This is a genomic window from uncultured Tateyamaria sp. (assembly GCF_947488715.1).
Lineage (GTDB): Bacteria > Pseudomonadota > Alphaproteobacteria > Rhodobacterales > Rhodobacteraceae > Tateyamaria.
The window spans coordinates 1-23992 of record NZ_CANLAG010000012.1 but is presented as its reverse complement, the minus strand read 5'-3'; the positions used below and the strand labels follow the sequence as shown (position 1 = coordinate 23992).

Here is a 23992-nt window from a genome sequence, read left to right as displayed (position 1 = left end):
CGCTATTCGTAGACCGGCGCGTCGCTCGAGGTCAGCTCGGGCCAATCTGCGGTCATGTTCATGCCCTGCAACGGACGCTGATACCCTTTGTGACAGGTCCGGCAGGCGGCCTTGGGCGCATCGGCATAGATCGGGCCAAGGCGGTTTTCGGGATAGGTGTCCTTGAGCGGGATCAGGTATTCCTGATTCATCTCGATCACCATCTGGCGGCCCTGCTGGGCGATGCCCCACTGCGGCGTGTATTGCGCCGCGTCATAGAACGCCCGGCTGTTGTGACAGAACACACAGTTCACCCCCAGCGAGTTCGAGAAATAGTTCATCAGAGAGAACGTCATCTCGGTCTTCTGGATCGTGTGCACATCCTCGGTCAGCCCCGGCACACCGGCCACGCGGCTTTCCAGATCGTGCACGTTCACCTCGCTGTCATAGTCGGTCAGATAGACCTCGAGCGCGGAGGACGGCAGCGACGTGGACGCGCTCATCGCGGTGGCGCGGTTCTGAACAGCGGCCCAGCCCCCTGCCGCCTCGTTCACAGGTGTCACGTTGAACCAGATGTCGCTGGGTACGTTCTCACCACGGTGACAGGTGTAACAGTTCACCCCCACCTCAGCGACGGCGTTCACATGCCCATCCCAGTTCTCGTTGATGTTCTGGGTCATCTGGATCATGCGCCGGCTGACCACCTTGGTATAGAGGTCATCCGACCCGTATTCCGAGATGTCGACATCCCCGTGACAATAGGCACAGCCTTCTTCGGGGCTGACCCACTGGGTCATGGCCAGCATCACGCGGTTGAAATTGTCATCCGTCAGATCGCCCAGCACCTGGACATTCTCATAGATGTCCTTGGCCAGCTCTTCGCCGCCCTCGGGGATGTACGGCTCTTCGGTGTAATACGCCTCGATCGTCGGATCGGCGGCGGTGCGGGCCACGTTGTATTCCGGCACCGACATGCCCGTGCCACGCGGGCCGGTCTGCATGCTCTCCGTCTGGTACGGATTGCCCCAGGTCACGATCAGTGCCGCGGCAAAGATCGCCCCGCCAACCACACCCACCGCAATGGCAGGACCAAAGATGTTGGTCGGATTGTCCGCGTTCCATTTGTCAAACCACTTGGGAAACATATCAGTTCTCCTTCCCAATGAAGGCTTCGTACGAGCCGTAATCTTCGTAGCCGTAAGCCCCGTCATACATCGGCGCGAAATTGTGCTCCTGCGCCCAGATGAACCAGTTGTCCACGACCGTGCCGGTCAGCAGGATGCCGATGCCCCCCGTGATCGGGGTCAGCACCGCAAACCACCAGGCCCAGCGGTGAATGCCCTCCATCGTGGCGTTGAACCCCATGGTCCAGCGCCAGAACAGGGCCGCACGTTCCGTCGCCGTGCCACGGTCATAGATCTGCTCCAGCTCGCGGTCGCCGCCGTAACGGGTCACCGCCAGAATGGTGCCGCCATGCATGCAGAACAGCAGGACAGAGCCATAAAGAAACACAATGCTCAGACAGTGGAACGGGTTGTAATAAAGGTTGCCGTAGCGGATCGAAAACGCCGTGGTCCAGTCAAGGTGCGGGAAGATACCGTAAGGCACGGCCTCGCTCCACGATCCCATCAACACTGGGCGCAACAGACCCAGCACAAGGAACAGCCACACGGCCGAGGCGAACGCCCAGAACACGTGCTTGCCCATCTTGTGCTCGGCCGCCAGCAGATAGCTGCGCAGCAGCCAGGTCATCACCGACACCAGCAGGAACAGCGAGGCGATGATATACCACCCCCCCTCGTCCAAGGGTGGCATCGACAGACCGTATTCCGGGCTCGGCGGCTCCAGCGCCAGCCAGAACAGTTGGCGAATGAACTCGGGGATCGAATAGCCGACCTGCGCCAGCATGTTCAGACCCACAATCACGAACCAGATCAGGCCCGTGGCCAGCGACACCATCCCGGTCCAACCCAGATAGATCGGCCCAATCTGCGCGTTGCCCACAAACCCCGCAAGGGTCGAGAAAAACGGCTTGCCCACGCGCTCCTGCAGCATCTCGCCGCTGTCGTCCATGCCCCATTCAGGATTGCCCTGAACCTGCACCTGCGTGAAAATGTTTTGATACTCGATCATCTGATCACCCCCCAAAACCGGATTGATAGACAGGCAACGGATCGGTGCCCCAGATCGGCAGGTTCAGCCACCAGTTCCACCACTCGGGCCAACCGGACGTCCAGATCGGGCCAGAGATGATGATGCAGACCGCGCTGAAAAACACCGCGTTGATCGCCAGCAGCCAGCCCAGACGGTGAATGCCCAACGTGCCAATCGAATAGCCGATGAAGTCGCGGAAAAACGTATCTTCGTGATCCGGCGTCAGGGCGGTGCTGCCCTCTTCGGGGTTGGCCGCCGACAGGATCAGCGCCCCGTGCAGCGCCAGCGCCAGCGTCGTGGTAAAGAACAGCGTGACCGCCAGCATGTGCGCCGGATTGTAGTGGAAGTGCAGATAGGCATAGCCGGTGTTGCTCACCCAATCGAGGTGGCTGAAGATCCCGTAAGGGAACCCATGCCCCCACGCGCCCATCAACAGCGGGCGGAAAATGACCAGCGTGACATAGGCCAGAATGGCAAAGCTGAAGCCGATGGGCACGTGGTATCCCATGCCCAGCTTGCGGCAAATCTCAACCTCGCGCAGCGCCCAAGAGATGAACGCGCCCGTCGCACAGAAGGTTATGATCTGCCACAGACCCCCTTCAAGCAGCGGCGCCATCCCCAGACCATAGCTGAGGTCCGGCGGCGCGATGTTGATGAGCCAGGGATTGAACGTGCCTTGCTGGGACGCGCCCCAGAAAATCAGCACCGTGCCCAGCAGGGTGAAAAAGGCGGTCGTGACCCCGAAGAACCCCACATAAAAAGGGCCCACCCAAAAGTCGAACAAATCACCGCCGATCAGCGTCCCGCCACGGACGCGATACTTTCTCTCGAAGGACAGCAAGGCCATCTTCTCAATCTCCGCAGTTGGCGGCGCGGCACCGCCATGGCGCCAACGACCGTCTTAGAAAAATCGGTTGGTTTGTTGCGGGCAGGCGAGGGCGCACTGTTCGCCCCGCCCGCAACTTTGCTTGAGATCCGCTTCGCGCGGTCCTTACTGGGCGCTTTGCGCGGCCAGCTCGAACCAGTTGAAGTGGTCCGTGCTCAGCAGGACGAGGTGAATCATCGCCGCCAGCAGGAACAGGAAAACGCCTTGTGCGACAAACACACGACGGGGATCAAAGATGAGCCAGATCTTGTAGAACTTTGCCATTTGCTAATCCCTCCTCAGAACCACGGACGCCAGATGAACACTGCCAAGTGAGCGACGACGGCCACGGCTGAAAACAGCCAGAGCCCGCTCATATAGACAGCGTGCAGCTCTTGCGCCTGCTCGTCTGTGAGACCTGTGAAAGACAGGTTGTCAGCCATAAGAATTCCTCCGGAATTGCATGCTGAAGCCGCGCACCCCGCGGCCGGGTCCATTGGGGTCACCCCCTCCGGGCTCTGTCCACCTGAGATCAGGCGTCCAGTCTTGGGTCACAGCAGGCGCACACAGGCTGGGACATTCGGTGGCGCGGCCCGAGGGGCCGGCGCAGATATGCAGGTCGTCGCGGATCACGCGTTAAAGATCATCGGCGTGATGATCCGGGCCTGGGTCCACGCGCGGGCCATCGGGCCCTTGTCGGTGAACGACCGCGATTTGATCGCGGCCAGCGCCCATGTCAGGCACGCCAGCGGCAGCGTCGCCACAAAGATGATCGCGAAATAGACCATGAACTCGGTCTTTTCTCCGCTGCGTTTCTTCGGCGCCTCGGTGCTCAGGTTCGACGTCATGTCAGTCATGGTGTTCCTCCCTCGGAAACGTTGTCTGACGACCCGGCCAATGCAGGGTCCTTGTCCTCTGACGATCCGGCCAGAGCAGGATCGAGAGCGCGCACGGTTTCAATCACAACCCGGTCCGCACCGCTTGCGAGGGCTGCTTGCTCAGCCGCATCGCGCAGGGTTTTTGCCGCGGAAATTCGGGTCAGGATGGGGTGCTGGGCGACAATGCGGTCCAGCATGGCCTGCGCGTCATCATCCCAGGGGAAGTCGCGGCGCAGGGTCGTCGGTGTGGCCTCGGCGGCATCCATGTCGGTGGCCAGAGGCAGAATGTGGAACAGCGCATCAAAAAGCCCGTTGCAGACTTCCTGAATGAGGTAGGTCGCGCCCGCATAGCCCATAAACGGCGTGCCCGTCGCCCGCCGGATCGCGGCACCGGGGAAAGAGGCCGGGATGAACGCAGGGCTCGGCCCATGCCCACCCTTCAGCTCGGCCAGATACATCTTTTCATTGATCGACCCGAACACCACCAAGGGGCGCTTCTGACCCATCCAGGCCCGCACTTCCTCGTTGTTGGTCTTCTTGCCCGCGACCCGCGCGGTGGCAAAGGCACAGGGCAACCCCATGTCGTCCTCAAGAAACAGGCGAATGCCCCGCGCATAGGTCTCGTTCGCGACCACGGCAAAGGACGCGGTGGCAAAGAAATCCTGCGTCACGGACCGCCACAGGTCCCACACGGGCTTCAGCGTCGAGTGTTTCTCGCGCTGGATAAAAGGTTCGGGGTCGAGGCCCACCAAGGTCCCCAGTGCGCGCAGGAACTTGGTGGTACTCTCGACCCCTATCGGGGCTTGTAGATACGGCTTGGCAAGAAGCTCGCACAACCCGCGCCCGAACTCGCGGTACATGCAGATGTTCACATCCGCATTCACCAGATCTCTCATTTCGGCCACATGCGCGCCCAAAGGCATCACCATGTTGACCTCGCAGCCGATCCCTTCGACCAGCCTGCGGATCTCGGCCAGGTCGGATGGCATATTGAACGTGCCATACATCGGACCAAGGATATTCACGCGAGGACGCGCACCTTCCTCGCGTTTCCTCTCGGGCGGCATCCGACCCTTGGTCATACCGAACTCGGTAAAGATCCAGGTCATCGCCCGATCCGCCGCTTCCCACTGATCCTCATCAATGGTGCGCGGCAGAAATCTCTGAATATTCGTACCCTGGGGCGTCACACCCCCGCCGATCATCTCGGCAATCGAACCCGTCACAACGACAGCAGGCAGTGCCGGATCCAGCGTACCCCAGGCCCGCTTCATCGCGCCCTCGGTGCCATCCCGGCCCAACTCTTCTTCGCCCAGACCGGTGGTCACAATCGGCAACTCATGCGGCGGCAAGGCGTCGGTGTAGTGCAGCACAGACGTCACCGGCAGGTTCTCGCACCCCACAGGCCCGTCAATCACACACTGCAAACCTTTGACAGCACAGAACGCATAGACAGCGCCCCAATAGCCCCCGGCCCGATCGTGATCCATGATCAGCATGCGGCACCTCCGGACAGAACAAAGGGCATCGCGCGTCCGCGGGTGGGCGCATAGCGCCCGCCCAGGGGGGCGGACGGGCGCTGCCCGGCGGTGCCCGCCGGGCGGAACGCGACAACCGATCCGCTGCTATACAACCGTGCGCGAACGCGTTCGGCTTGCGCCAAACACTGCCTCGCGCCGTTGCGCGCATATGTTCCATATCCGCGCACTAGATCATCTCCGCCGCCTTCGCGGCCTTGGCTTGACGTTCCAGCTTCTTCGCATTCTGCGCCCGGAAATCTGGCCGCAGGTTCGGCGCGCCTTCCCAGACGCCCGCCGTGTCACCCTCACCCACACCTTCAAAGAACGCCTTCATATGATCCATGCGCCCCTTGTTGGCGATGGCCGCATTGATCACTTCAGCCAGCGACCCGGCCCCGGCCACACCCATCAGGGGCCGTGCCGAAATCAGGTTGGTGAAATACAGACCCGGAATGCCCAACTCTTTGGCCTTCTGCACCACCGGCGTCGTGCCAATGGCCAGATCGGGCTGCACCGCCTCCATCGCCGCACAATCATCTTCCAGCGACGCGCGGAATTTCACCTTCACGCCCTTGGCCTCCAACCACGCCTGATCGTCCGCATTCCACGGCGTCCGCGGACAGGCCGTGCCCACATAAGGCACCTCCGCCCCGCTCTCGATCAACAGGCGTGCGACCAGCAGCTCGGACCCTTCATAGCCCGACAACGTGATCGTCCCCTTGATCGGTGTCGCAGCCAAGGCACCAGAAATCGCCGGGAGGATGGCGTTCTGCGCCTCGGCCACTTGCTCGGCGCTACACCCATAGGCCGCACCGATATTCTTCAGCCATTCCGCCGTGCCATCGCGCCCCACGGGCGCAGATCCAACCACAGGCCGACCAGCCGCTTGAAACTCGCGCACAGCCGATGTGTAAAACGGATGCACTGCCGCCACGACGGCACTGTCCAAAGCGGCATAAAGCTCACGCCACTCACGGCACGGCACCACAGGCCCCGCCGCCAAACCCAAAGGCGCCAGCATCTGACCAATCATCATCGGGTCCGCCGGAAACATCTCACCCAGCAAGGCAACTGTCGGGCGATCCGACTTGCCACCCACAGGTGCGGCCACCGGCCCGGCTTCAATCTCTTCGCGTGCGTATTTCAACATCGCACCGGCCAAGACATCCTTGGCCTCCGCATGGGTCGGAATACCAAAACCCGGCACATCAATACCCACAATCCGCACGCCGTTGATCTCATCCGGCAACAACCGCAGCGGCACACCAGAGGCCGTGGGAACACAGAGGTTCGTCACCACAATGGCATCGTATTTCTCAGGATCGGCCAGATCGTGCACAGACTCGCGAATGTCCTCGAAAAGTTTGCCAGTCACCAAAGTCTCGGAATTGAACGGCACATAGCCCACCGACCGCCGCGCACCGTAAAAGTGCGACACGAACGTCAGCCCATAGACACAGCAGGCCGACCCAGACAGCACGGTCGCCACACGGCGCATCCGCAACCCCACGCGCAGCGACCCAAAGGCGGGGCACATCGACTGCGGCTTGTCATGTGGCCCTTGCGGATAATCCTCTGCAAACTTGTCCAGCATCTCGGAATTGCCCGCCATCCGGGCGGCCTTTTCCATCTCCGACCCGGAATGACATCCCAAACCGTCCACGCCCGTAGCGGTAGGCATTTCTGCCTCGCGCGGATGACCCGTTGTCACCTCCACCTCATCGGCGGCGTCATATGTGACCCGATCACTCACGGCTTCATTGTTCCAAAAATATGCATGGGGGTCTGGGGGCTTGCCCCCAGCCGGTCGGACCGCGTCAGCGGTCCGAAACCCCTGATCTCACGCCTCGTCATAGATCACCTCGAGGCTCTCCTTGGGCGCCGCGTTCTTGCCGCGCATGTCCATATCCGTGGCGGGCTGCAATTCAATGCCCGCGCCGGTTTCCGACCCGTCGAACAGCTCCAGCAACCCGTCTTGGCTCAGCGGCGCGGGCCGCACAGGTGGGGCCACGGCGACGTTCATGCCCAACTCGGCAAAGAGCGCACCCCATTCGGATTCGGCCGTGCCAACGATCTGGTAGTTGGCGGATTTCTTGCGCAGGTCATCATTCTGCGGGATCGACGCCAGGATCGGAATGTCCACAGCCTCGGCAAAGGCCTGCGCCTCGCCCGACCCGTCATCCTTGTTGATGACCAGACCGGCGACACCGACATTGCCACCCAGCTTGCGGAAATACTCCACCGCCGAACAGACGTTGTTCGCCACGTACAGCGACTGCAAATCGTTGGACGCCACCAGGATCACCTTCTGCGCCATGTCCCGCGCAATCGGCAGACCAAAGCCACCGCAGACCACATCGCCCAGGAAATCGAGCAGGACGTAGTCAAAGTCCCAATCGTGGAACCCCAGCTTTTCCAGCAACTCGAACCCGTGGATGATCCCACGCCCGCCGCAACCGCGGCCAACCTCGGGCCCGCCCAGCTCCATGGCGAACACGCCGCCGCGCTTGAAACAGACGTCACCGATCTGCACCTCTTCGCCCGCCAGCTTTTTGCGGGTCGAGGTCTCGATGATCGTGGGGCACGCCTTGCCACCAAACAGCAACGATGTGGTGTCCGACTTGGGATCGCACCCAATCAGCAGCACGCGCTTGCCCTGCTCGGCCATCATGTGGCTGAGGTTGGCCAGCGTGAACGACTTGCCGATGCCGCCCTTGCCATAGATCGCGATGATCTGCGTGTCCTTGGTCGCCTCGGCGGGCAGCACATCGGCCAGATCTTCGTTGGCCTCGTCACGCAGACGCTGATCGAAATCCTTGAGGTTCGGTACTTCGTCTTTCACGGCTAGTGCTCCCAGTCCAAAATCATCTTCAGGCAATTCCCATCGGTGAACGCCTGCTCATAGGCCGCGCGCGCATCTGCCGCCGCCCGTGTATGTGTGATCAATCCCGCAAGGCTCAGCGCCCCGCATTCCACCAACGCGCGCGTCGCGGCGAGGTCTTCGCGCGTCCACTCGGCGGCCACGCGGAACCGCGCCTCCTTCATGAAGGCGGGCGGAAAGGCAAAGGACAAAGGCGCGGAATAGAACCCGGCCAGCACGATCTCGCCACCCTTGGCGATGCGCCCCACCAGATCGTTCAGCAAGGCGCCCTGCCCCGATGCGTCGTAAATCGAATTGTAATCGCGGCGCGGATCGCTCTCGGGATCCACCACCTCGTAACCCTGCGCGCCGCTGCGGCGGGCGGGGTCAATCTCCCAAACGGTGGGCGCGGGCGCACCGGCGGCAATCGTCAGCCGCGCCAGCAACCGGCCCAACACACCGTGACCTACGATCAGGTCCGGCACCGCCTTGTTCATCCCGGCCATCGCATGACGCGCCGTCGCAGCCAGCGCCAGCAGCGCGCCCTCAGGCCCCATGCCCGCATCGATCCGCGTCACCCGCCCACTGTCGGATACCAACAAACGCGACGCACCACCAAAGAGGCCAAAGGCCCCCTCATAGCAATTCGCCCCCGGCACAAACACACGGTCGCCCGGCTTGAACCCGGTCAGCGGACCGGCCTCCATCACCTCGCCCGCAGCCTCGTAGCCCGGCACCAGCGGATACCCCATCCCCGGAAAGGGCGGCATCTCGCCCGACCAGAACAGCTTTTCGGTTCCGGTCGAAATACCTGAATGGGTCACCTGAACAACAAGGTCCGCCGCACCCGGCGCCGTCAGCGCGAGCGTGTCCACGGCCAGGTCTCTCGGACCCTTGAGCAGAACGGCGGTGGTGTCCAAAGACGATCTCCTTGTTGGCGCCGCATCGTGCCGCCTCTTTCTCAAAAAGACTCAGCCGTGCGACATTTTGGTTAGTGTCATTCTAGATGGACATTCTGATGTGTCAATTAGAATGGACACATTCCTGTGAATCAACTTGGGCGCACCGCCGTAAGAACACGGGTCACATAGGCCCGCGCAGGCGCCGGGCTGTTGATCTGGGCAAACCCTGCCTCTTGCAAAAGGGCTGTGATCTCGGCGGCGGACCGGGCGCGGCCCGTCTGCATCGCCATGGTGTAGAACGCAAAATACACGTCCCCGGCCCGATCAGGCCGCGCGCCACCACCCATCGGCTCGGACACAATCAACCGTCCGCCCGCAGGCAACGCATCATACACCCGCGCCAGCAGCGCGCGCACCGTGTCATCGGAATGATCATAAAGCACACGAATCAAGGACACCGTATCGGCCCCTCCGGGCAAGGCATCCTCACGGAACGACCCCGGCACGATGGACACGCGGCCCGCCATGCCAGCCGCATCAAACCGCGCCTGCGCATCGGGCACAACGGCGGGCAAATCAAACAGCGTCATCTGCATGGACGGCGCGGCACGCCCGGCCGCCTCTAGAAACGCGCCGGTGCCACCACCTACATCCAGCAAATGCCGCACACCTTTCAACGACACCGCGCGCAGCGTGTCCTCGGCCACCAGCCGCTGCGACTGCGCCATCAGGTCGGAATAGATCGCGGCCTCGGGCGCGGGTACGTCGCCGCCAAACACATAGGGCCAGAACTGGCTCAATTGCGTCTCCTCCGGTCCGCGCAGCAACGCCACCGGATCGCGCAGATCATCATAGAACGCCTTGTGGTGACGAATCATCGCCTCCAGCCCCGGCACGCCCATCAACGCCGCCCCCTTGCGGGCCAGACCAAACCGGTCGCGCTTGCGCCGCAGCAGCCCCAGCGCAGCACCCGCCTGCAACAGCACCTGCATCCGGTCCGCAGGTACATCACAGGCCCGCGCCAGCGCCTCGGCACTTTGCGGCCCCGCACGCAACCGGCGCAACAGGTCCAACTCGACCACGGCCATCAGCACCTGGCTCTGCACAAACCCCTGCACCACATCGAACAGCGCCGCACCATCGGCGCGCGCACGGCCACGGGTCAGGGGAAACTTGCTGGCCCAGCTCTGGAACCCCGGCCGCGCAATCAGCCGGTTCAACCAGCCGCCACGCCATGCAGGCAGATCATGGGCCTCGACACTCATTCGCCGGGCACGCGGCTCGGTGCGACCACGGGCGTCAGACGCTCTGCATACATGCGCACCATCTCGGCCAGCTGCGCCTCACCGGGGCAGCTTGGGATCGACGCAATCGCACCGCCCAGAATATCCTTGAGGCGGCTGATCGCCCCCTGCACACCCAACAGCGTCACCGCATTGGGCCGCCCATGCAGATCGTCCTGACCCGCAGGCTTGCCCAGCGTGTCCGCGTCGTACAATGCGTCGCGCAGATCATCGGCCACCTGAAACGCCTCGCCAATCCGGTCACCCAGCTCGAACCACGGCTCGGCCTCCTGCCCTGCGGCAATGGCCCCCATCTGTGTGGCCGCAATAAACAGCGCGCCGGTCTTGGCCTGATGATAGGCCGACAGATCGACCTCCGTTTCGCTTTCCCATCCCTGCCCGGCACAGATGCCACCGGGCATGCCCGTGCGCTGCGCCAGCGTGATGATCAGTTGCGCCACACGGTCTGGCGCCAGACCCGACTGCCGCGCCAGCGTCTCAAAGGCCAGCACGATCAGGCTGTCGCCCGCCAGCACCGCCAGAGGTTCGGAATAGGCCTTGTGCACGCTCGGCTTGCCGCGCCGCACATCCGCGTCGTCAAAACAGGGCAGGTCATCATGGACAAGGCTGGCGCAGTGGATCATCTCCAGTGCCGAGGCGGCGGCATTGGCAATCCTGGGCTGGTCGTCGCCGCAAGCCATCGCGACCGACATCAGGATGGTGGGCCGGATCCGCGCCCCGCCCGGTGCCGTGGCGTATTGCAGCGCACTGGCCAGCCGTGGCGGCGTCGCGCGCCCCTTGCCCTGCCCGACGGCAACCGCCTCTGCGATGGCCGCTTCGATTCGTGTGTTCAGGCCCATGGCAAGGCTCCCCAAGATGCAGGATGTCACACAAACGAGACACCAAAGTGTAAATCATACTGGACACATTGCGATCACGAGTCAACAATTGCGCCATGTACGAACGCCTGGCCTCTTCCGCATGACTCACCTGTCTGCCCCCGCACCGCTGCGCGCGGTGATCATCGGCGCGGGCATCGCGGGGCTGGCCTGTGCCGTGCGCCTGCGCGCGGCGGGCTATGCGGTAACGCTGCTGGAACGGCACGACGCGGTGGGGGGCAAGATCCGCACGATCCCCTCCCCCGCCGGGCCCATCGACGCCGGGCCCACGGTGCTGACGATGCGCCACGTCTTCGACGACCTCTTTGCCCAGCTTGGCACGACGCTGGACGATCACGTGACGCTGATCAAACAGGACACGCTGGCGCGCCACTTCTGGCCCGACGGGTCTCAGCTTGACCTCTACGCCGATCACGAACGCAGCATCGGGGCCATCCGCGCCTTTGCCGGGGCCAAGGCGGCCGCTCAGTTCACCCGCTTCTGCGCGCGCACCCGGTCGCTCTTCAGCGCCTTTGACGCGCCCATGATGCAAACTGCCGATCCCCGGATCACAACGCTCGCCGCCAAGGTGCTGGCCCAGCCCGCGCTGATCCCCGCCATGGCACCCCTGTCCACCCTGCGCGGCCTCCTGCAGCGCAGCTTTGACGACCCCCGCCTGCGCCAGCTCTTTGGCCGCTACGCCACCTATGTCGGCGGCAGCCCGACCCACGCCCCCGCTCTCCTGTCGCTGATCTGGCAGGCCGAGGCGCAGGGCGTCTGGGTGGTCGAGGGCGGCATGCACAAACTCACCCAGGCGCTGGCCGCCCTGCTGGACCAGCACGGCGTCGACACCCGCACCGGCGCCCATGTCGACCGGATCGAAGTGCAGCAAGGCCGCGCCTCTGCCGTCCACCTGTCGGGCGGCGCGCGCCTGCCCTGTGACGTGCTGGTGCACGCAGGCGACCCGCGCGCGCTGGCGACCGGCGCACTCGGCCCCTCCACGGAACACCTCGCCCCGCAAACCACCCGCGCAAAACGCAGCTTTTCCGCCCGCGTGCTCAGCTTTGCCGCCACGCCCCACGGCCCGGACCTCGCCCACCACAACGTGTTCTTCGCCGCCGATGCCGAGGCCGAATTCCGCGACCTCTTGGCGTGCCGCGTGCCATCCACGCCATCCTTCTATATCTGCGCCCTCGACCGCGGCCAGACAGGCACGCCGCCGCCGCTCGAACGGTTCGAGATCATCACCAACGCCCCGGCCACAGCCGCCGACAATCCGCCCGAGGACCTCTCCCCATGGCTTCATCAGATCACGCAACAGATGACACAGGCGGGCATCACTTTCAGCCCGACCCCGACGACGGACGCCGTGACACCCCCACACGTGTTCGCACAGATGTTTCCGGCAAGCTTGGGCGCACTCTACGGCCAGACCCCGCACGGGCTGACGGCGGCGCTGAACCGACCGCGCGCGCGTACGCAGATCACGAACCTCTACCTGGCGGGGGGCGGGACCCATCCGGGGGCGGGTGTCCCGATGGCGACACTCTCCGCCCGGCACGCGGCCGAGGCGATCTTGAACGACCAAACTTCAACATCGACGTCTGCCCGAACGGCTATGCGTGGTGGTATGTCGACGGCCTGAGCGATTGCGGCACCCGCGCGGTATCCGTCATCGGCTTTATCGGGTCGGTGTTTTCACCCTGGTACAAATGGTCCGGCCGCAAGAACCCGCAAAACCACGTCTGCATCAACGTCGCCACCTACGGGCCGGGGGGCCGGTTCACCATGACCGACCGGGGCCAATCCGCCCTGCGCCAAACCGCGTCCCGGTTCGAGGTCGGCCCCTCCCGCATGCGCTGGCAGGGCGGGCAACTGATCATCGACATCAACGAGGTGTCCTCGCCCCCCATGATCTCGCGCATCACCGGCCAGATCACGATCACACCCTCGGCGCTCACCTCGGTCGAACTGCCCCTGACCCCGGACGGCGCGCATATCTGGCGCCCCTTTGCGCCCAGATCGCGCATCGACGTCCAGATCGACCGCAAAGGCTGGCAATGGCAGGGCGAAGGCTACTTCGACGCCAATTTCGGCACCCGCGCGCTTGAGGACGACTTCAGCTACTGGACCTGGGGCCGCTACCCCACGGGCACCGGGGCCACCTGTTTCTACGACGCCACCCGCCTCGACGGATCGGAACTGGCCGCAGGCTTCGCATTTGACGACACCGGTGCGGCCACCGAAATCCCCCTGCCGCCCAAATCGCCCATGCGCCGATCCCTCTGGGCGGTTCGGCGCGAAACCCGTGGCGACGCAGGCACGCGCGCACGCCAGGTCCAGAACATGCTGGACGCGCCCTTCTATTCCCGCTCGGCGGTCGAAACCACGCTGAACGGCACGCGTACCACCGGGGTGCACGAGGCGCTCGACCTCACGCGCTTCCGCTCACCCCTGATCAAACCCATGCTCGCCGTGCGCGTGCCACGGCGGCGCAACTGGACCTTCTCCTGACACGTCATCTTGCCCCATAAACTCTCCCCGAAGGGCCGGGACGCAATTCGGCCGTTCGCCTGCAGTGACAGAACGACCCTTCGGGGAGAGTTTTCCTGGCAAGATGACAACGGAGCGTGGCGCACTGTCCCAACAGACAGGGATCAGGAGGCTTTGCCCTTGGCCGCCTCATCGGGGTTCAACCGCCAGACCTCTACGTTGAGAGCCGCGGCAATGCTCACCCAAATCAGGTATGGCACAAACAGCGCCCCCGCGAGCCAGTCCACGGCCCACATGGCCAAAAGGCCGCTCAACACAGTCAGCCAGAGGATCACGATAATGCCCAACCCAAGCCGGATGTTGCGCAGGCCAAAGAACACAGGCGTCCACAGCCCGTTGAAGGCGATCTGCATGGCCCAGAACGCCATGGCGATGCCATTGCCTTCGACCATCGCAGCGCGCGCGCCGGCCGTGGCCATACAGACGTAGAGCACCATCCACGTGACCGGAAACACCCAGTCGGGTGGTGTCCACCACGGCTTGGCCAGTGCCCTGTACCACGGCCCCGGTGGGAACAGCCCACCGGTGATCCCTGCCCCAAGGCAGGCGGCGAAAAAGATGCAGAACAACAGCCAGAACATCGGCGTCACGTCGCCCGAGCACGCGGGGCCACCCGCGTCGCTCGGTCCGATTGGCGTTTCGCTTCCAGCGCGGCCAGCGCCTCGAACAGGCTGTCGCTGCGCGCACGCGGCGTGCCCTGAGACGCAGCATCCACGAGGAACTGTACCTCGGGCAATGCGCGGGCATAGAGGACGGGCGAGCGGGGCGTGACCATGCTCAGCCCCGACATCATCATCGACTGCGCGAGCCAGCCAAGTTTCTGCCGCTTGGAGGTGCGGGCGCGGACCGAGATGCTGTCATAGCCCATGGCCGTCAGCTGCCCCCCGATGCCTGCATAGATATAGCGCGCCGCATAGATCCCCGGACGGCAGCCGCGCGGCAAAGCGCCCAGACCGGCCTCCGAGCGGTAGTAGAGACGGTTCGCCTCGACAATCAGACGTTTCACCATGGCCCGCACGGCCTTGGTCGGGCGCGGGTCGGCAAAGAACGCATCCCGGTCGATCCCCGCCTCGTCCAGCCAGTCCGTCGGCAGGTACAGCCGTGCCTCGCCCGCATCCTCGCCCACATCGCGGGCAATATTGGTCAACTGCATCGCCACGCCCAGATCACAGGCCCGCGCCAGAGCATCCGCGTCGCGTACCTGCATCAGCACGCACATCATCGCGCCCACGGCAGACGCGACACGGGCGGAGTAATCCTTGACCCCCGAGAGCGTGGCGTAGGTGCGCGCCTCTGCATCCCACGCAAGCCCCTCCAGCAGCGCATCCGGCAGCGCGCGCGGCATGTCGAATTGGTCCACCACGGCAGCAAAGGCCCGGTCAGGCGCGGCATCCTTGGGCGTCCCGGCATAGACCAGATCCAACCGATCCCGCAGCCGCAGCACCGCCTCGACCTTCTCCGCCTTCAGATCGACCTCGTCATCCGCCAGACGGCAGAACGCATAAAGCGCCAGCGCCGGATCCCGCACCCGTTTGGGCAACAGTTTCGAGGCCGCGTGAAACGACAGCGACCCATGGCGGATCGCTTCGGTGCAGGCCTCAAGATCACGTGGATCGATCATGCCACCCCCGCTCTGCGCGCACCGCACCTCATGTGACCGCATCCGGAACCAGCTGTCCCAGAACCTCCGCCGTGGAAATCACACCCGGCACACCTGCACCCGGATGCGTTCCCGCACCGGTCAGATACAGCCCCTCGGCCTCTTCGCTCACATTGTGCGGCCGGAACCAGGCCGATTGCAAAATCCGCGGCTCGATCGAGAACCCCGCCCCATAGGGCGACAGGTACCGGTCGCGGAACGTCTCGGGCGTGAACACCTGCTCGGTGCTGATCTTCGACCCCAATCCGGGCAAAAGCTGATCCTCGAGCACCTTGAGCATCTTGGCCTTGTAGACCTCCGCCTCCGTCTCCCAATCCACGCCGCCATGGCCCAGATGCGGCACTGGGCTGAGGACATAGAACGTGTCATCCCCCTCTGGCGCCACACTCGGGTCAGTTACAGACGGGCGATGCACATAAAGGCTCATGTCATCCGACAGCGTCCCCTTCATGAAGATATCGCGCAACAGCCCCGTATAGCGCGGCCCGTTCAGGATGGTGTGATGCCCCACATCCGCCCAGTCGTCCCGCGTCCCCCTGGTCCCGAAATACCACACGAACAGGCTCATCGAATACCGCGTCCGCTTCAGCCGCGAAGGCGTCCACCGCCGCTTGGGCGCATCGCGCATCAGGTGGTTATACGTATGCCCCGCATCCGCATTGGACACGACCACATCCGCCCCCAGCTCGAGGCCCGAGGCCAGCCGCACACCCCGCGCACGCCCGCCCTCAACGACGATCTCGTCCACTTCCGTGTCCATCAACAGCGTACCGCCCTGATCCTCGATCACATCGGCCATCTTGCGCGCCATGCCCGCCAGACCACCCATGGCGTAATGCACCCCGAATTCCTTCTCGAGGTAGCTCACGAGGATATACATACTGGTCACATGGGTCGGATCGCCCCCGATAAAGAGCGGATGAAACGAAAACGCCATGCGCAGCTTTTCATTCCGGAACCGACGCGCCGCATGGGCATAAACCGACCGGTCCGCACGCAGCATGCCAAAGGTCGGCAAGACCTGCACCAGATCCCACAGCTTGTGCATCGACCGGCGGCCCAGATCCTCAAAGCCGAACCAATACCGCTTGGCCGAATCCTGTAGGAACGTGTCAAACCCCGCCACGTCGCGCGGCTCGATCTTCGCCACCTCGGCGCGCATCGCCTCTGTATCATGCTGGGCAACAAACTTGGTCCCGTCCGGCCACCGGATCTCATAGAACGGATCAAGCGACCGCAGCTCCACATCATCCTCGAACCGCCGCCCGCACGCCGCCCACAACTCTCGGTACAACTGCGGCACCGTCACAATTGTCGGCCCCAAATCAAACCGGTGCCCGTCCTGCCAAATCGCAGACCCTCGCCCCCCCGGCACGTCCAGCTTGTCGATCACAGTGACGGTATACCCCTTGGCTCCCAGCCGCATGGCCGAGGCCAAACCACCAAGGCCCGCACCAATCACAATGGCGCGGTTGCCCAAACGGGTCTTTGATTCGAGAGGATCAAGGCGTGTCATCTGCCAAGAACAATAGATGTGTCTAGTTTAGTTGACAATTTCTTTTCCACGCGACAGGCTTATTCCGTGCCCGGCGGCACACTGCCAGTGCGAAATGATGAACCAGACCACGACGATAACCTTCTTCCGCTTTGCGCGGTGGCGCGACAGGGCTTGGGCGCTGACGATGATGGGCGGCGCACGTCTGGCCATGGCGCGCGTCCCCGATCTGGGCTTCTGGAAACTCTGCGGCTCCGGCACGGGCGAGGGGTTCACACCCACCATGAACCCCGCCGTCTACGCCATCCTCTGCACCTGGCCCGACGCCGACACCGCACGCCACCGACTGGAAACCACCCGCATCTTCCAACGCTACCGCGCCCGCGCCACCGAACACTGGACGGTCTTTCTGGCCCCTACATCGGCCCGTGGCGCCTGGAGCGGACAGACCCCCTTTTCCCCTGTATCAGAGCCGCAAACGGGCCCCCTTGCTGCCCTTACCCGCGCCACGATCAAACCCCGCATCCTGACCAAATTCTGGGGCCGCGTGCCCGACATCTCCGCCATGATCGGCTCCGACCCCAATGTCGTGTTCAAGATCGGCATCGGCGAGGTGCCCATGCTGCATCAGGTCACCTTCTCGATCTGGCCGGGTGCTCAAGAAATGGCCCAATTCGCGCGCACCAACGGCCCCCACGCCGCCGCCATTCAGGCCGTGCGCGACGGCGCGTGGTTTCGCGAAGAACTCTATGCCCGCTTTGCCATCCTCGGCGACAGCGGCACCTGGAACGGCACCAGCCCACTGGACAAGTTGAAATGACCAAAACACCCTTCCCCTTTTCGGCCATCGTGGGCCAGGACGACATGAAACGCGCCATGATCCTCACGGCGATCGATCCGGGCATCGGCGGCGTTCTGGTCTTTGGTGATCGTGGCACCGGCAAATCGACCGCCGTGCGTGCGCTGGCCGCCCTCCTGCCCCCCATCACCGCTGTTCAGGGCTGCCCGATCAACGCGGCCAGTCACGACGAATGCCCCGATTGGGCCAATGTAGAGACGAAAAAGACCCACAAGGTTCCCACCCCCGTCATCGACCTGCCCCTTGGCGCGACAGAGGACCGCGTGGTCGGTGCCCTCGACATCGAACGCGCCCTGACACGTGGCGAAAAAGCCTTTGAACCCGGCCTGCTCGCCCGCGCCAATCGCGGCTACCTGTACATTGACGAGGTCAACCTGCTCGAGGATCACATCGTCGATCTCCTGCTCGACGTCGCCCAATCCGGTGAAAACGTGGTCGAACGGGAGGGGCTCAGCATCCGCCACCCCGCCCGCTTCGTGCTGGTAGGCAGCGGCAACCCGGAGGAAGGCGAACTGCGCCCCCAACTCCTCGACCGCTTCGGCCTGTCCGTCGAGGTGCGCAGCCCGCAGGACGTCGCCCAGCGGATCGAAGTCATCAAACGCCGCGACGCCTTCGAGACCGATTTCGACGCCTTCATGGACGTCTACACAAAAGAAGACGCCAAGATCCGGCGCAAGATCCTCGCCGCGCGCAAGCTCCTGCCCCAGATCGAAACCCCCGACGCGATCCTGCACGATTGTGCCGAGCTGTGCATCGCGCTGGGTTCTGACGGGTTGCGGGGCGAACTGACCCTCCTGCGCACGGCCCGCGCGCTCGCCGCCTATGACCGCAAAAAGGTGTTGACCCGCGACCATCTCCGCCGGATCGCACCGGTTGCACTGTCCCACCGTCTGCGCCGCGACCCCCTCGACGAGGCCGGCAGCAGCACCCGCGTCGCCCGCACCGTCGACGCCGTCCTCGCATGACGGGCGCGGCGGCTCACCACGCCGTAGGGTGGGGAATATGCCCGCCAAACACCCAAACAAACGCCGCAACACCATGACCGCCGAAAGCTGGCATAACGCCGCTCTGGCCCTGCGCCTGCTGGCCGTGGACCCCGCCGGGCTCGGCGGCGCGGTCATCCGCATGCGCGCCAGCCCCGACCGCGACGCCCTGCTCGCCACCTTCCGCCCCGCCCTGCCCGTCCGCAAACTGCCCATCTCCATCTCCGACGAACAGCTTTTCGGCGGCATCGACCTGACCGCCACGCTTGCCTCCTCGCAAGTCATTGAAAATAAATCATTTTTTCAAAGGCCCTGTATCGCCCAGGTTCCCATGGCCGAACGCTGCCCCCCTGCCCTCGCGGCCAAGCTCTCTCAGCTCGCAGATCAGTCTCTAACACAGGGGTTTTTGCTGATCGACGAGGGCATCGAACCCGACGAACGCACCCCCGACGCCCTCGCCGACCGCTGTGCATTCCACCTCGCACCCGAGGGCCGCAAACCCCCTGTCCCCGCGGGGACACCCCCGTCTGTCCCCGCGGGGACAGAGGTCTCCACCGCCGACGCCGTTGTGCAACTGACCCTCCTCGCCGCCCGTTTCGGCATCACATCCCTGCGCGCGCCGACGCTTGCCCTGCGCACCGCCCGCGCCCACGCAGTGTTACTGGACCGCACGCACCTCACCGACACCGACCTCGAGGTCGCCGCCTCCCTCGTCTACCCCCAACGCGCGACGGTGATCCCCGAGGACGACACCCCAGACGATCCGCCACCCCCGCCACCCGCGGAACAGGACGACTGTCCCCGCGGGGACAGCGACGAAAAAGACGCCCTCCCCGACGGCGACATGCTCATAGACGCGGTGAAATCCCTGCTTCCCAAGAACCTGCTCGATGGCCTTGTCCCCGCGGGGACAACCCGCACATCCCAAGGCTCCGGCGCGGGGCAAAAGCGCACCTCCAACCGCCGCGGCCGCCCCTTCCCCTCGCGACCCGGTCGGCTCGACGGCACCTCCCGCATCGACCTCATCGCCACATTGCGCGCCGCAGCCCCCTGGCAACCGCTCCGGCGTCAACAGCAACCGGACCGCGCCGGATTGCTGATCACCCCCGCAGACATCCGCCTCAAGCGCTACGCCGAACACTCCGACCGTCTGCTCGTGTTCTGCGTGGACGCCTCCGGCTCGGCCGCCGTGTCCCGGCTGGGCGAGGCGAAGGGCGCCATCGAACTCCTGCTGGCCGAAGCCTATGCGAGCCGCGACCACGTCACGCTGATCTCCTTCCGCGGCACCGAAGCGGAAACGCTGCTGCCTCCGACGCGGTCTTTGGTCCAGACCAAACGCCGTCTCTCCGCCCTGCCCGGCGGCGGGGGAACGCCACTCGCGACAGGTCTCCAGACCGCGATGCTGACCGCGCTACAAAACCGATCCAAAGGCCTGACCCCCACGGTTGTCCTCATCACGGATGGACGCGCAAACATTGCGCTCGACGGGACGGCCAACCGTGCACAGGCAGGCGCAGATGCGACGCTGATGGCAGCGGGCCTGCGGGGACAGGGGATCGCCGCGCTGGTGATCGACATGTCCAACCGACCACAGCCCACGCTGCAAGCCCTCGCAACCACACTCGACGCACCCTACATCGCCCTGCCCCGCGCCGATGCGCACAAGCTGACCGGGGCCGTCACCGCCGCCTTGGACGGCTGAGCGATGCAGTGGGATCACATCGACACTTGGCCAAACGCGGCGCTGTCCCGGCGGGGACAGGGGCCCGTGCATCGGTGGCATATCCAAGAAACCGGGACGGGCGACACGATCCTGCTACTGCACGGCGCAGGCGGATCGACGCATTCGTTCCGGCACATGATCCCACTGCTCGCGGCCACGCATCACGTGGTCGCGCTGGACCTGCCGGGACAGGGGTTCACACAGCTGGGCGCGCGGCATCGTTGCGGGCTGGACCCGATGGCCACGGACATCGCGGCGCTGTGCGGGCAGGAGGGCTGGAGCCCCACCACAATCGTTGGTCATTCAGCGGGGTGTGCGATTGCCCTGCGGATGGCGCAAGCCGATTTGTCCCCGCGGGGACAAACGCCGCAGATCATCGGGATCAACGCCGCTTTGGGTGAGTTTCCGGGGCTGGCGGGCCTTGTCTTTCCGGTGATGGCCAAGGCGCTGGCGGCGATGCCGTTCACGGCCAGCCTGTTTTCCGGCGCCTCGGCCAACCCGGCGCGCATTGAGGCTCTGATCGGCTCAACAGGGTCTCACCTGGATGCCGAAGGGCTGGAGCTGTACCGTCGTCTTGTAGGCGACCGGAACCATGTGAATGGCACCCTTTTGATGATGTCGCAATGGAAGCTGCCGCCGCTGTTGCGCGCCCTGCCGGGACATGAAGGGCCGGTGCGGTTTATCGTGGGCGAGCGGGACAAGACCGTGCCGCCCACCGTGTCGCTGGATGCGGCACGCGACATGGCCGATGCGACCGTCACGAACCTGCCGGGTCTTGGCCATCTGGCGCACGAAGAAAAGCCCGCCGAAGTGGCGGGCCTGATCCTCGAACTTATCCAGGAAATGGCGGGCTAAAGACGCATCTGTCCCCGCGGGGACAGATCAGTGCGCGCGTGTCCCCGCGGGGACAGTCACAGCCCCAACTCGTCCAGCATCGCCCGCACCGCCGCCTCGAGCCGCCGGGGGTCAACCGCGCCAAAGTCGCGATCCATCTGCAATTCGATCTTGCCCTTGGCGCCGGTGACCTTGACCGCGCCTTCCTTGCGGCTGAGTTTCAGCGTCGTCTTTGACGAGGCGGAGGGACCGGCGGCGGCCTTGTCCGCGGGCGGCATCAACACCTGGCTGAGCAAGGCAAGCTCTGCCTCGGGTGTTTCGGGTTGGTGCGCGTTCAGAACCGCATCAAGCTGCTGCCGCACTTTGGGCGTGTCGACAAAGGCCTTGGACAGGCGCAGACCCAGCGAGCGGGGGATCGCCTCGGGATATTGCAGCTTGTGTCCCACGAGGGACATCAGCGTCGCGAAATGGGCGATGTAGCTTCGCTTTTGACGGCCCGCAGAGGCGTAGAGCGTGGCGATGGCATCGCTGACCTCCAGCCCCATCTGGCTAGCATAAGCAGCGGCCAGCTGGCCCATCTCGGCAAAGGAGATGTCGCGGCGGATCAGGTTTTCGTCGACCATGCGGCGATAGAGTTTTTCCAGCGCCTCGCCCTTGGCCACCAGCACGGCGGGGATGGTCGCGAACCGGTCGTCGCCGGTTTCCTCGAACAGCGCCTTGTGCGCCTTGAGACGGCGAAAGCCCTGGATCAGTTCATAGCCTTCGCCGGTATCCTCGACCTGGATCGGGTTGGACAGGCCCAGGTCGCGGATCGAGGTTTTCAGCTCTTCGAAGTCAGGATCGTTGCCGGTGCCACGGTCGCGGGTCAGCTTGGTCATGGCAACGTCCCCGAGGGGCACGCGTGCCACGATGGCGCCGTCACGTTTCAACGAGACGTATTCATGGGCGAGGCGGTCATTTTCGGCGCGAATCGCGGCCTCGGCGGCGGCGCGTTCGGTCAGCGCCTCGGCGTTCTCCGAGATGGCGGAGGCCATGGGCCCACGGCGCGCAGGCTCCGGGGCAGGGGCCGCAGGTTCGGGCGTGTCGCTGCCGGGTTCAAAGTCGATGTCGAATACGCGGCGCTTGCTCATGCCTCATCCTCCAGATTGTCCCAGGCTTGGCCCAGATTTGTTTTGAATTCGTCATAGGCCCGGTCGAAGGACGCGCGGGCGCGGCGCCAGGTCTCTCTGGTCATATCCCGGTAATCAATTTCGTAGATGCTGCTGAGAAAGCGGCCCGACTGTTCGACGGCGCGGGTCATCTCGATCGGGTGTTCGCAGACGCGGTCGCCGAAGACCTTTTGGAAAGCGCCGTGCATGGCGCGGTGCAATTCGTTGCCCGGCTCGTAACGGGTCAGCAAGAAGCGCAGGTCGAGGAACGACTTGGGCAGGCCCATTGTCCCCGCGGGGACAAGACCGTTGAAGCGGGAGAGATCCTCGAGCGCCTCGGAGAGCTGGCCGATGAAGGATGTGGTGGAATCGTATTCCCAGTAGCCGGGGCCGGAGGGGATGTAGAGGACATCCGCGGCGAAGACCGCGTTCATGGATTGGTAACCGATGGCCGGTGGGCAGTCGAAGATGATGAGGTCGTAGGCGTCGGGGCTGAGTTGATCGAGAAAGCGCGAGACGGCGGCAAAGAACGACCATTCGGGGTTGATGTGCCGGTACTGGGCGGAGGCGAATTCGACAAAGGCCGCGTTGGCGCAGGACGGCACGATGTCGATGGTGGGCCAGTTCGTGGGCTTAATGAAGTCGGAGGCGCGCAGGTCGTTCAGCCCCATGTCGGTGATCGCGGCGGGCAGTTTGCGTTGGGGCAGGGCGGTGCCGGATTCGGCCCCCTGTAGGGCGGAGTTCATGCGGTCGGTTTCATGGCCCAAGTCGCGCGCCATGATGCCCCAGACGGTGTATTCCTCGGCCACGTCGCTGAGGCCCATGGAGTGGCTGAGTGTCGCCTGCGGGTCGAAGTCGACGCAGAGCACGCGGTAGCCGTCGAGGGCGGCGGCGTGGGCGAAATGGAGGGCGGTGGTGGATTTGCCGGCCCCCCCTTTGAAGTTGGCGATGGCGGCGCGGATGGCGCGTTTGTTTGCGGGGCGGTACGGCATCAGGGTCTTGCGGTTGACCTTGATGCGGCGACGCAACTCGTTGATCTCGTCGAGGGAGTACCAGCGTTGGCGGCCGTCTTCCTCGACCGTGCCTTGGGGCAGGGAGGGGTCAGCGGCGAGGCGGCCGCGCAAGGTGGATTGGTTGGCCTTGAAGATGAGTTCCGCCACCTCCCAGCTGGAGAAGCGGCGCAGGGTCTTTTCGCTTTGGGGCGAGTAGGTCTGCTGGCGGATGAAGCCCTGCATTTTGAGGGACTGGGCCTGTAGCTGGGCGAGGTCGGAATGTGTGAACATGCGCTGCCTGTGATATGTGTCCCCGCGGGGACAGGTGGTGTTTGTCCCTGCGGGGACGCTAATTCTGCTCAGTTCCAGATTTACGCCGGTTTTGCGGAAAAAGCAAAAGGGGATTATGGTTGTCCCCGCGGGGAC

Annotated in this window: 23 protein-coding genes; 6 read left to right on the top strand and 17 right to left on the bottom strand. The window is 64.3% G+C overall.

The features are described 5' to 3' along the window. Nucleotides 1–2: 2 nt before the first annotated feature. The 12 genes from pufC to Q0936_RS19135 form a co-directional block, all read right to left on the bottom strand. A complete protein-coding gene (gene pufC, locus Q0936_RS19190) occupies nt 3–1124 on the bottom strand; it encodes a photosynthetic reaction center cytochrome PufC (RefSeq protein ID WP_299292979.1) in 1122 nt (373 codons plus the stop codon). 1 nt (nt 1125) lies between these two features. Further along, complete coding sequence (gene pufM / locus Q0936_RS19185) at nt 1126–2112, bottom strand: photosynthetic reaction center subunit M (protein ID WP_299292977.1); 987 nt, start codon at nt 2110–2112, stop codon at nt 1126–1128. Between the two features lie 4 nt (nt 2113–2116). Beyond that, a complete protein-coding gene (pufL, locus tag Q0936_RS19180; protein ID WP_299146377.1) occupies nt 2117–2980 on the bottom strand; it encodes a photosynthetic reaction center subunit L in 864 nt (287 codons plus the stop codon). A gap of 144 nt (nt 2981–3124) precedes the next feature. Beyond that, nucleotides 3125–3283, bottom strand: a complete 159-nt coding sequence (gene pufA, locus Q0936_RS19175; protein ID WP_159975336.1) for a light-harvesting antenna LH1, alpha subunit — start codon at nt 3281–3283, stop codon at nt 3125–3127. A gap of 14 nt (nt 3284–3297) precedes the next feature. Further along, the gene (pufB, locus tag Q0936_RS19170) at nt 3298–3441 is read right to left on the bottom strand and encodes a light-harvesting antenna LH1, beta subunit (RefSeq protein ID WP_299146378.1); all 144 of its coding nucleotides are present in this window, start codon (nt 3439–3441) and stop codon (nt 3298–3300) included. A gap of 186 nt (nt 3442–3627) precedes the next feature. Beyond that, nucleotides 3628–3855 carry a cytochrome PufQ gene (gene pufQ / locus Q0936_RS19165; protein WP_299146379.1) on the bottom strand — a complete coding sequence of 76 codons (228 nt, stop codon included), beginning with the start codon at nt 3853–3855 and terminating at the stop codon, nt 3628–3630. Then, on the bottom strand, nt 3852–5375 hold the full coding sequence (bchZ, locus tag Q0936_RS19160; protein ID WP_299292975.1) for a chlorophyllide a reductase subunit Z: 1524 nt from the start codon (nt 5373–5375) through the stop codon (nt 3852–3854). Before bchZ ends, pufQ begins: the two co-directional genes overlap by 4 nt. 208 nt (nt 5376–5583) lie before the next feature. Further along, nucleotides 5584–7149, bottom strand: a complete 1566-nt coding sequence (gene bchY / locus Q0936_RS19155; RefSeq protein WP_299292973.1) for a chlorophyllide a reductase subunit Y — start codon at nt 7147–7149, stop codon at nt 5584–5586. An 87-nt stretch (nt 7150–7236) separates the two neighbouring features. After that, entirely contained in the window at nt 7237–8238 is a 1002-nt protein-coding gene (locus Q0936_RS19150) for a chlorophyllide a reductase iron protein subunit X (protein ID WP_299292971.1), read from the bottom strand. Between the two features lie 2 nt (nt 8239–8240). Beyond that, nucleotides 8241–9176, bottom strand: coding sequence for a chlorophyll synthesis pathway protein BchC (bchC, locus tag Q0936_RS19145; RefSeq protein WP_299292969.1), 936 nt, complete (start codon nt 9174–9176; stop codon nt 8241–8243). Nucleotides 9177–9307: 131 nt separating this feature from the next. Next, a complete protein-coding gene (locus tag Q0936_RS19140) occupies nt 9308–10423 on the bottom strand; it encodes a methyltransferase (protein WP_299146384.1) in 1116 nt (371 codons plus the stop codon). Next, a complete protein-coding gene (locus Q0936_RS19135; protein ID WP_299292967.1) occupies nt 10420–11301 on the bottom strand; it encodes a polyprenyl synthetase family protein in 882 nt (293 codons plus the stop codon). Before Q0936_RS19135 ends, Q0936_RS19140 begins: the two co-directional genes overlap by 4 nt. A gap of 121 nt (nt 11302–11422) precedes the next feature. On the opposite strand from Q0936_RS19135, the gene crtD reads away from it, so the two are divergent. Beyond that, on the top strand, nt 11423–12964 hold the full coding sequence (gene crtD, locus Q0936_RS19130; RefSeq protein WP_299292965.1) for a 1-hydroxycarotenoid 3,4-desaturase CrtD: 1542 nt from the start codon (nt 11423–11425) through the stop codon (nt 12962–12964). Beyond that, nucleotides 12961–13833: a carotenoid 1,2-hydratase gene (gene crtC / locus Q0936_RS19125; protein ID WP_299293052.1), complete on the top strand. Its 873-nt coding sequence runs from the start codon at nt 12961–12963 to the stop codon at nt 13831–13833. The genes crtD and crtC overlap by 4 nt, the downstream gene beginning before the upstream one ends. Before the next feature lie 143 nt (nt 13834–13976). On the opposite strand, the gene Q0936_RS19120 is transcribed toward crtC, so the two are convergent. Genes Q0936_RS19120 through Q0936_RS19110 form a run of 3 tightly spaced genes read right to left on the bottom strand, consistent with a single transcriptional unit; the run spans nt 13977 to nt 17048 of the window. Beyond that, complete coding sequence (locus tag Q0936_RS19120; protein WP_299292963.1) at nt 13977–14453, bottom strand: TspO/MBR family protein; 477 nt, start codon at nt 14451–14453, stop codon at nt 13977–13979. A 5-nt stretch (nt 14454–14458) separates the two neighbouring features. Then, nucleotides 14459–15493, bottom strand: a complete 1035-nt coding sequence (crtB, locus tag Q0936_RS19115; RefSeq protein WP_299292961.1) for a 15-cis-phytoene synthase — start codon at nt 15491–15493, stop codon at nt 14459–14461. 28 nt (nt 15494–15521) lie between these two features. Next, a complete protein-coding gene (locus Q0936_RS19110) occupies nt 15522–17048 on the bottom strand; it encodes a phytoene desaturase (protein WP_299292959.1) in 1527 nt (508 codons plus the stop codon). 97 nt (nt 17049–17145) lie between these two features. On the opposite strand from Q0936_RS19110, the gene crtA reads away from it, so the two are divergent. Genes crtA through bchO form a run of 4 tightly spaced genes read left to right on the top strand, consistent with a single transcriptional unit; the run spans nt 17146 to nt 21447 of the window. Next, on the top strand, nt 17146–17847 hold the full coding sequence (crtA, locus tag Q0936_RS19105) for a spheroidene monooxygenase (RefSeq protein ID WP_299293050.1): 702 nt from the start codon (nt 17146–17148) through the stop codon (nt 17845–17847). Further along, nucleotides 17844–18851: a magnesium chelatase ATPase subunit I gene (bchI, locus tag Q0936_RS19100; RefSeq protein WP_299292957.1), complete on the top strand. Its 1008-nt coding sequence runs from the start codon at nt 17844–17846 to the stop codon at nt 18849–18851. Before crtA ends, bchI begins: the two co-directional genes overlap by 4 nt. Nucleotides 18852–18888: 37 nt before the next feature. Further along, nucleotides 18889–20571 (top strand): magnesium chelatase subunit D, encoded by a 1683-nt coding sequence (locus Q0936_RS19095; protein WP_299292955.1) that lies wholly within the window; start codon nt 18889–18891, stop codon nt 20569–20571. 3 nt (nt 20572–20574) lie between these two features. Further along, nucleotides 20575–21447, top strand: coding sequence for an alpha/beta fold hydrolase BchO (gene bchO, locus Q0936_RS19090; protein WP_299292953.1), 873 nt, complete (start codon nt 20575–20577; stop codon nt 21445–21447). A 56-nt stretch (nt 21448–21503) separates the two neighbouring features. Here the strand turns inward: bchO and Q0936_RS19085 are convergent, their stop codons facing one another. Beyond that, nucleotides 21504–22556, bottom strand: coding sequence for a ParB N-terminal domain-containing protein (locus Q0936_RS19085; RefSeq protein WP_299146322.1), 1053 nt, complete (start codon nt 22554–22556; stop codon nt 21504–21506). Beyond that, nucleotides 22553–23857 carry an AAA family ATPase gene (locus tag Q0936_RS19080; RefSeq protein WP_299292951.1) on the bottom strand — a complete coding sequence of 435 codons (1305 nt, stop codon included), beginning with the start codon at nt 23855–23857 and terminating at the stop codon, nt 22553–22555. The genes Q0936_RS19085 and Q0936_RS19080 overlap by 4 nt, the downstream gene beginning before the upstream one ends. Between the last annotated feature and the right edge of the window lie 135 nt (nt 23858–23992).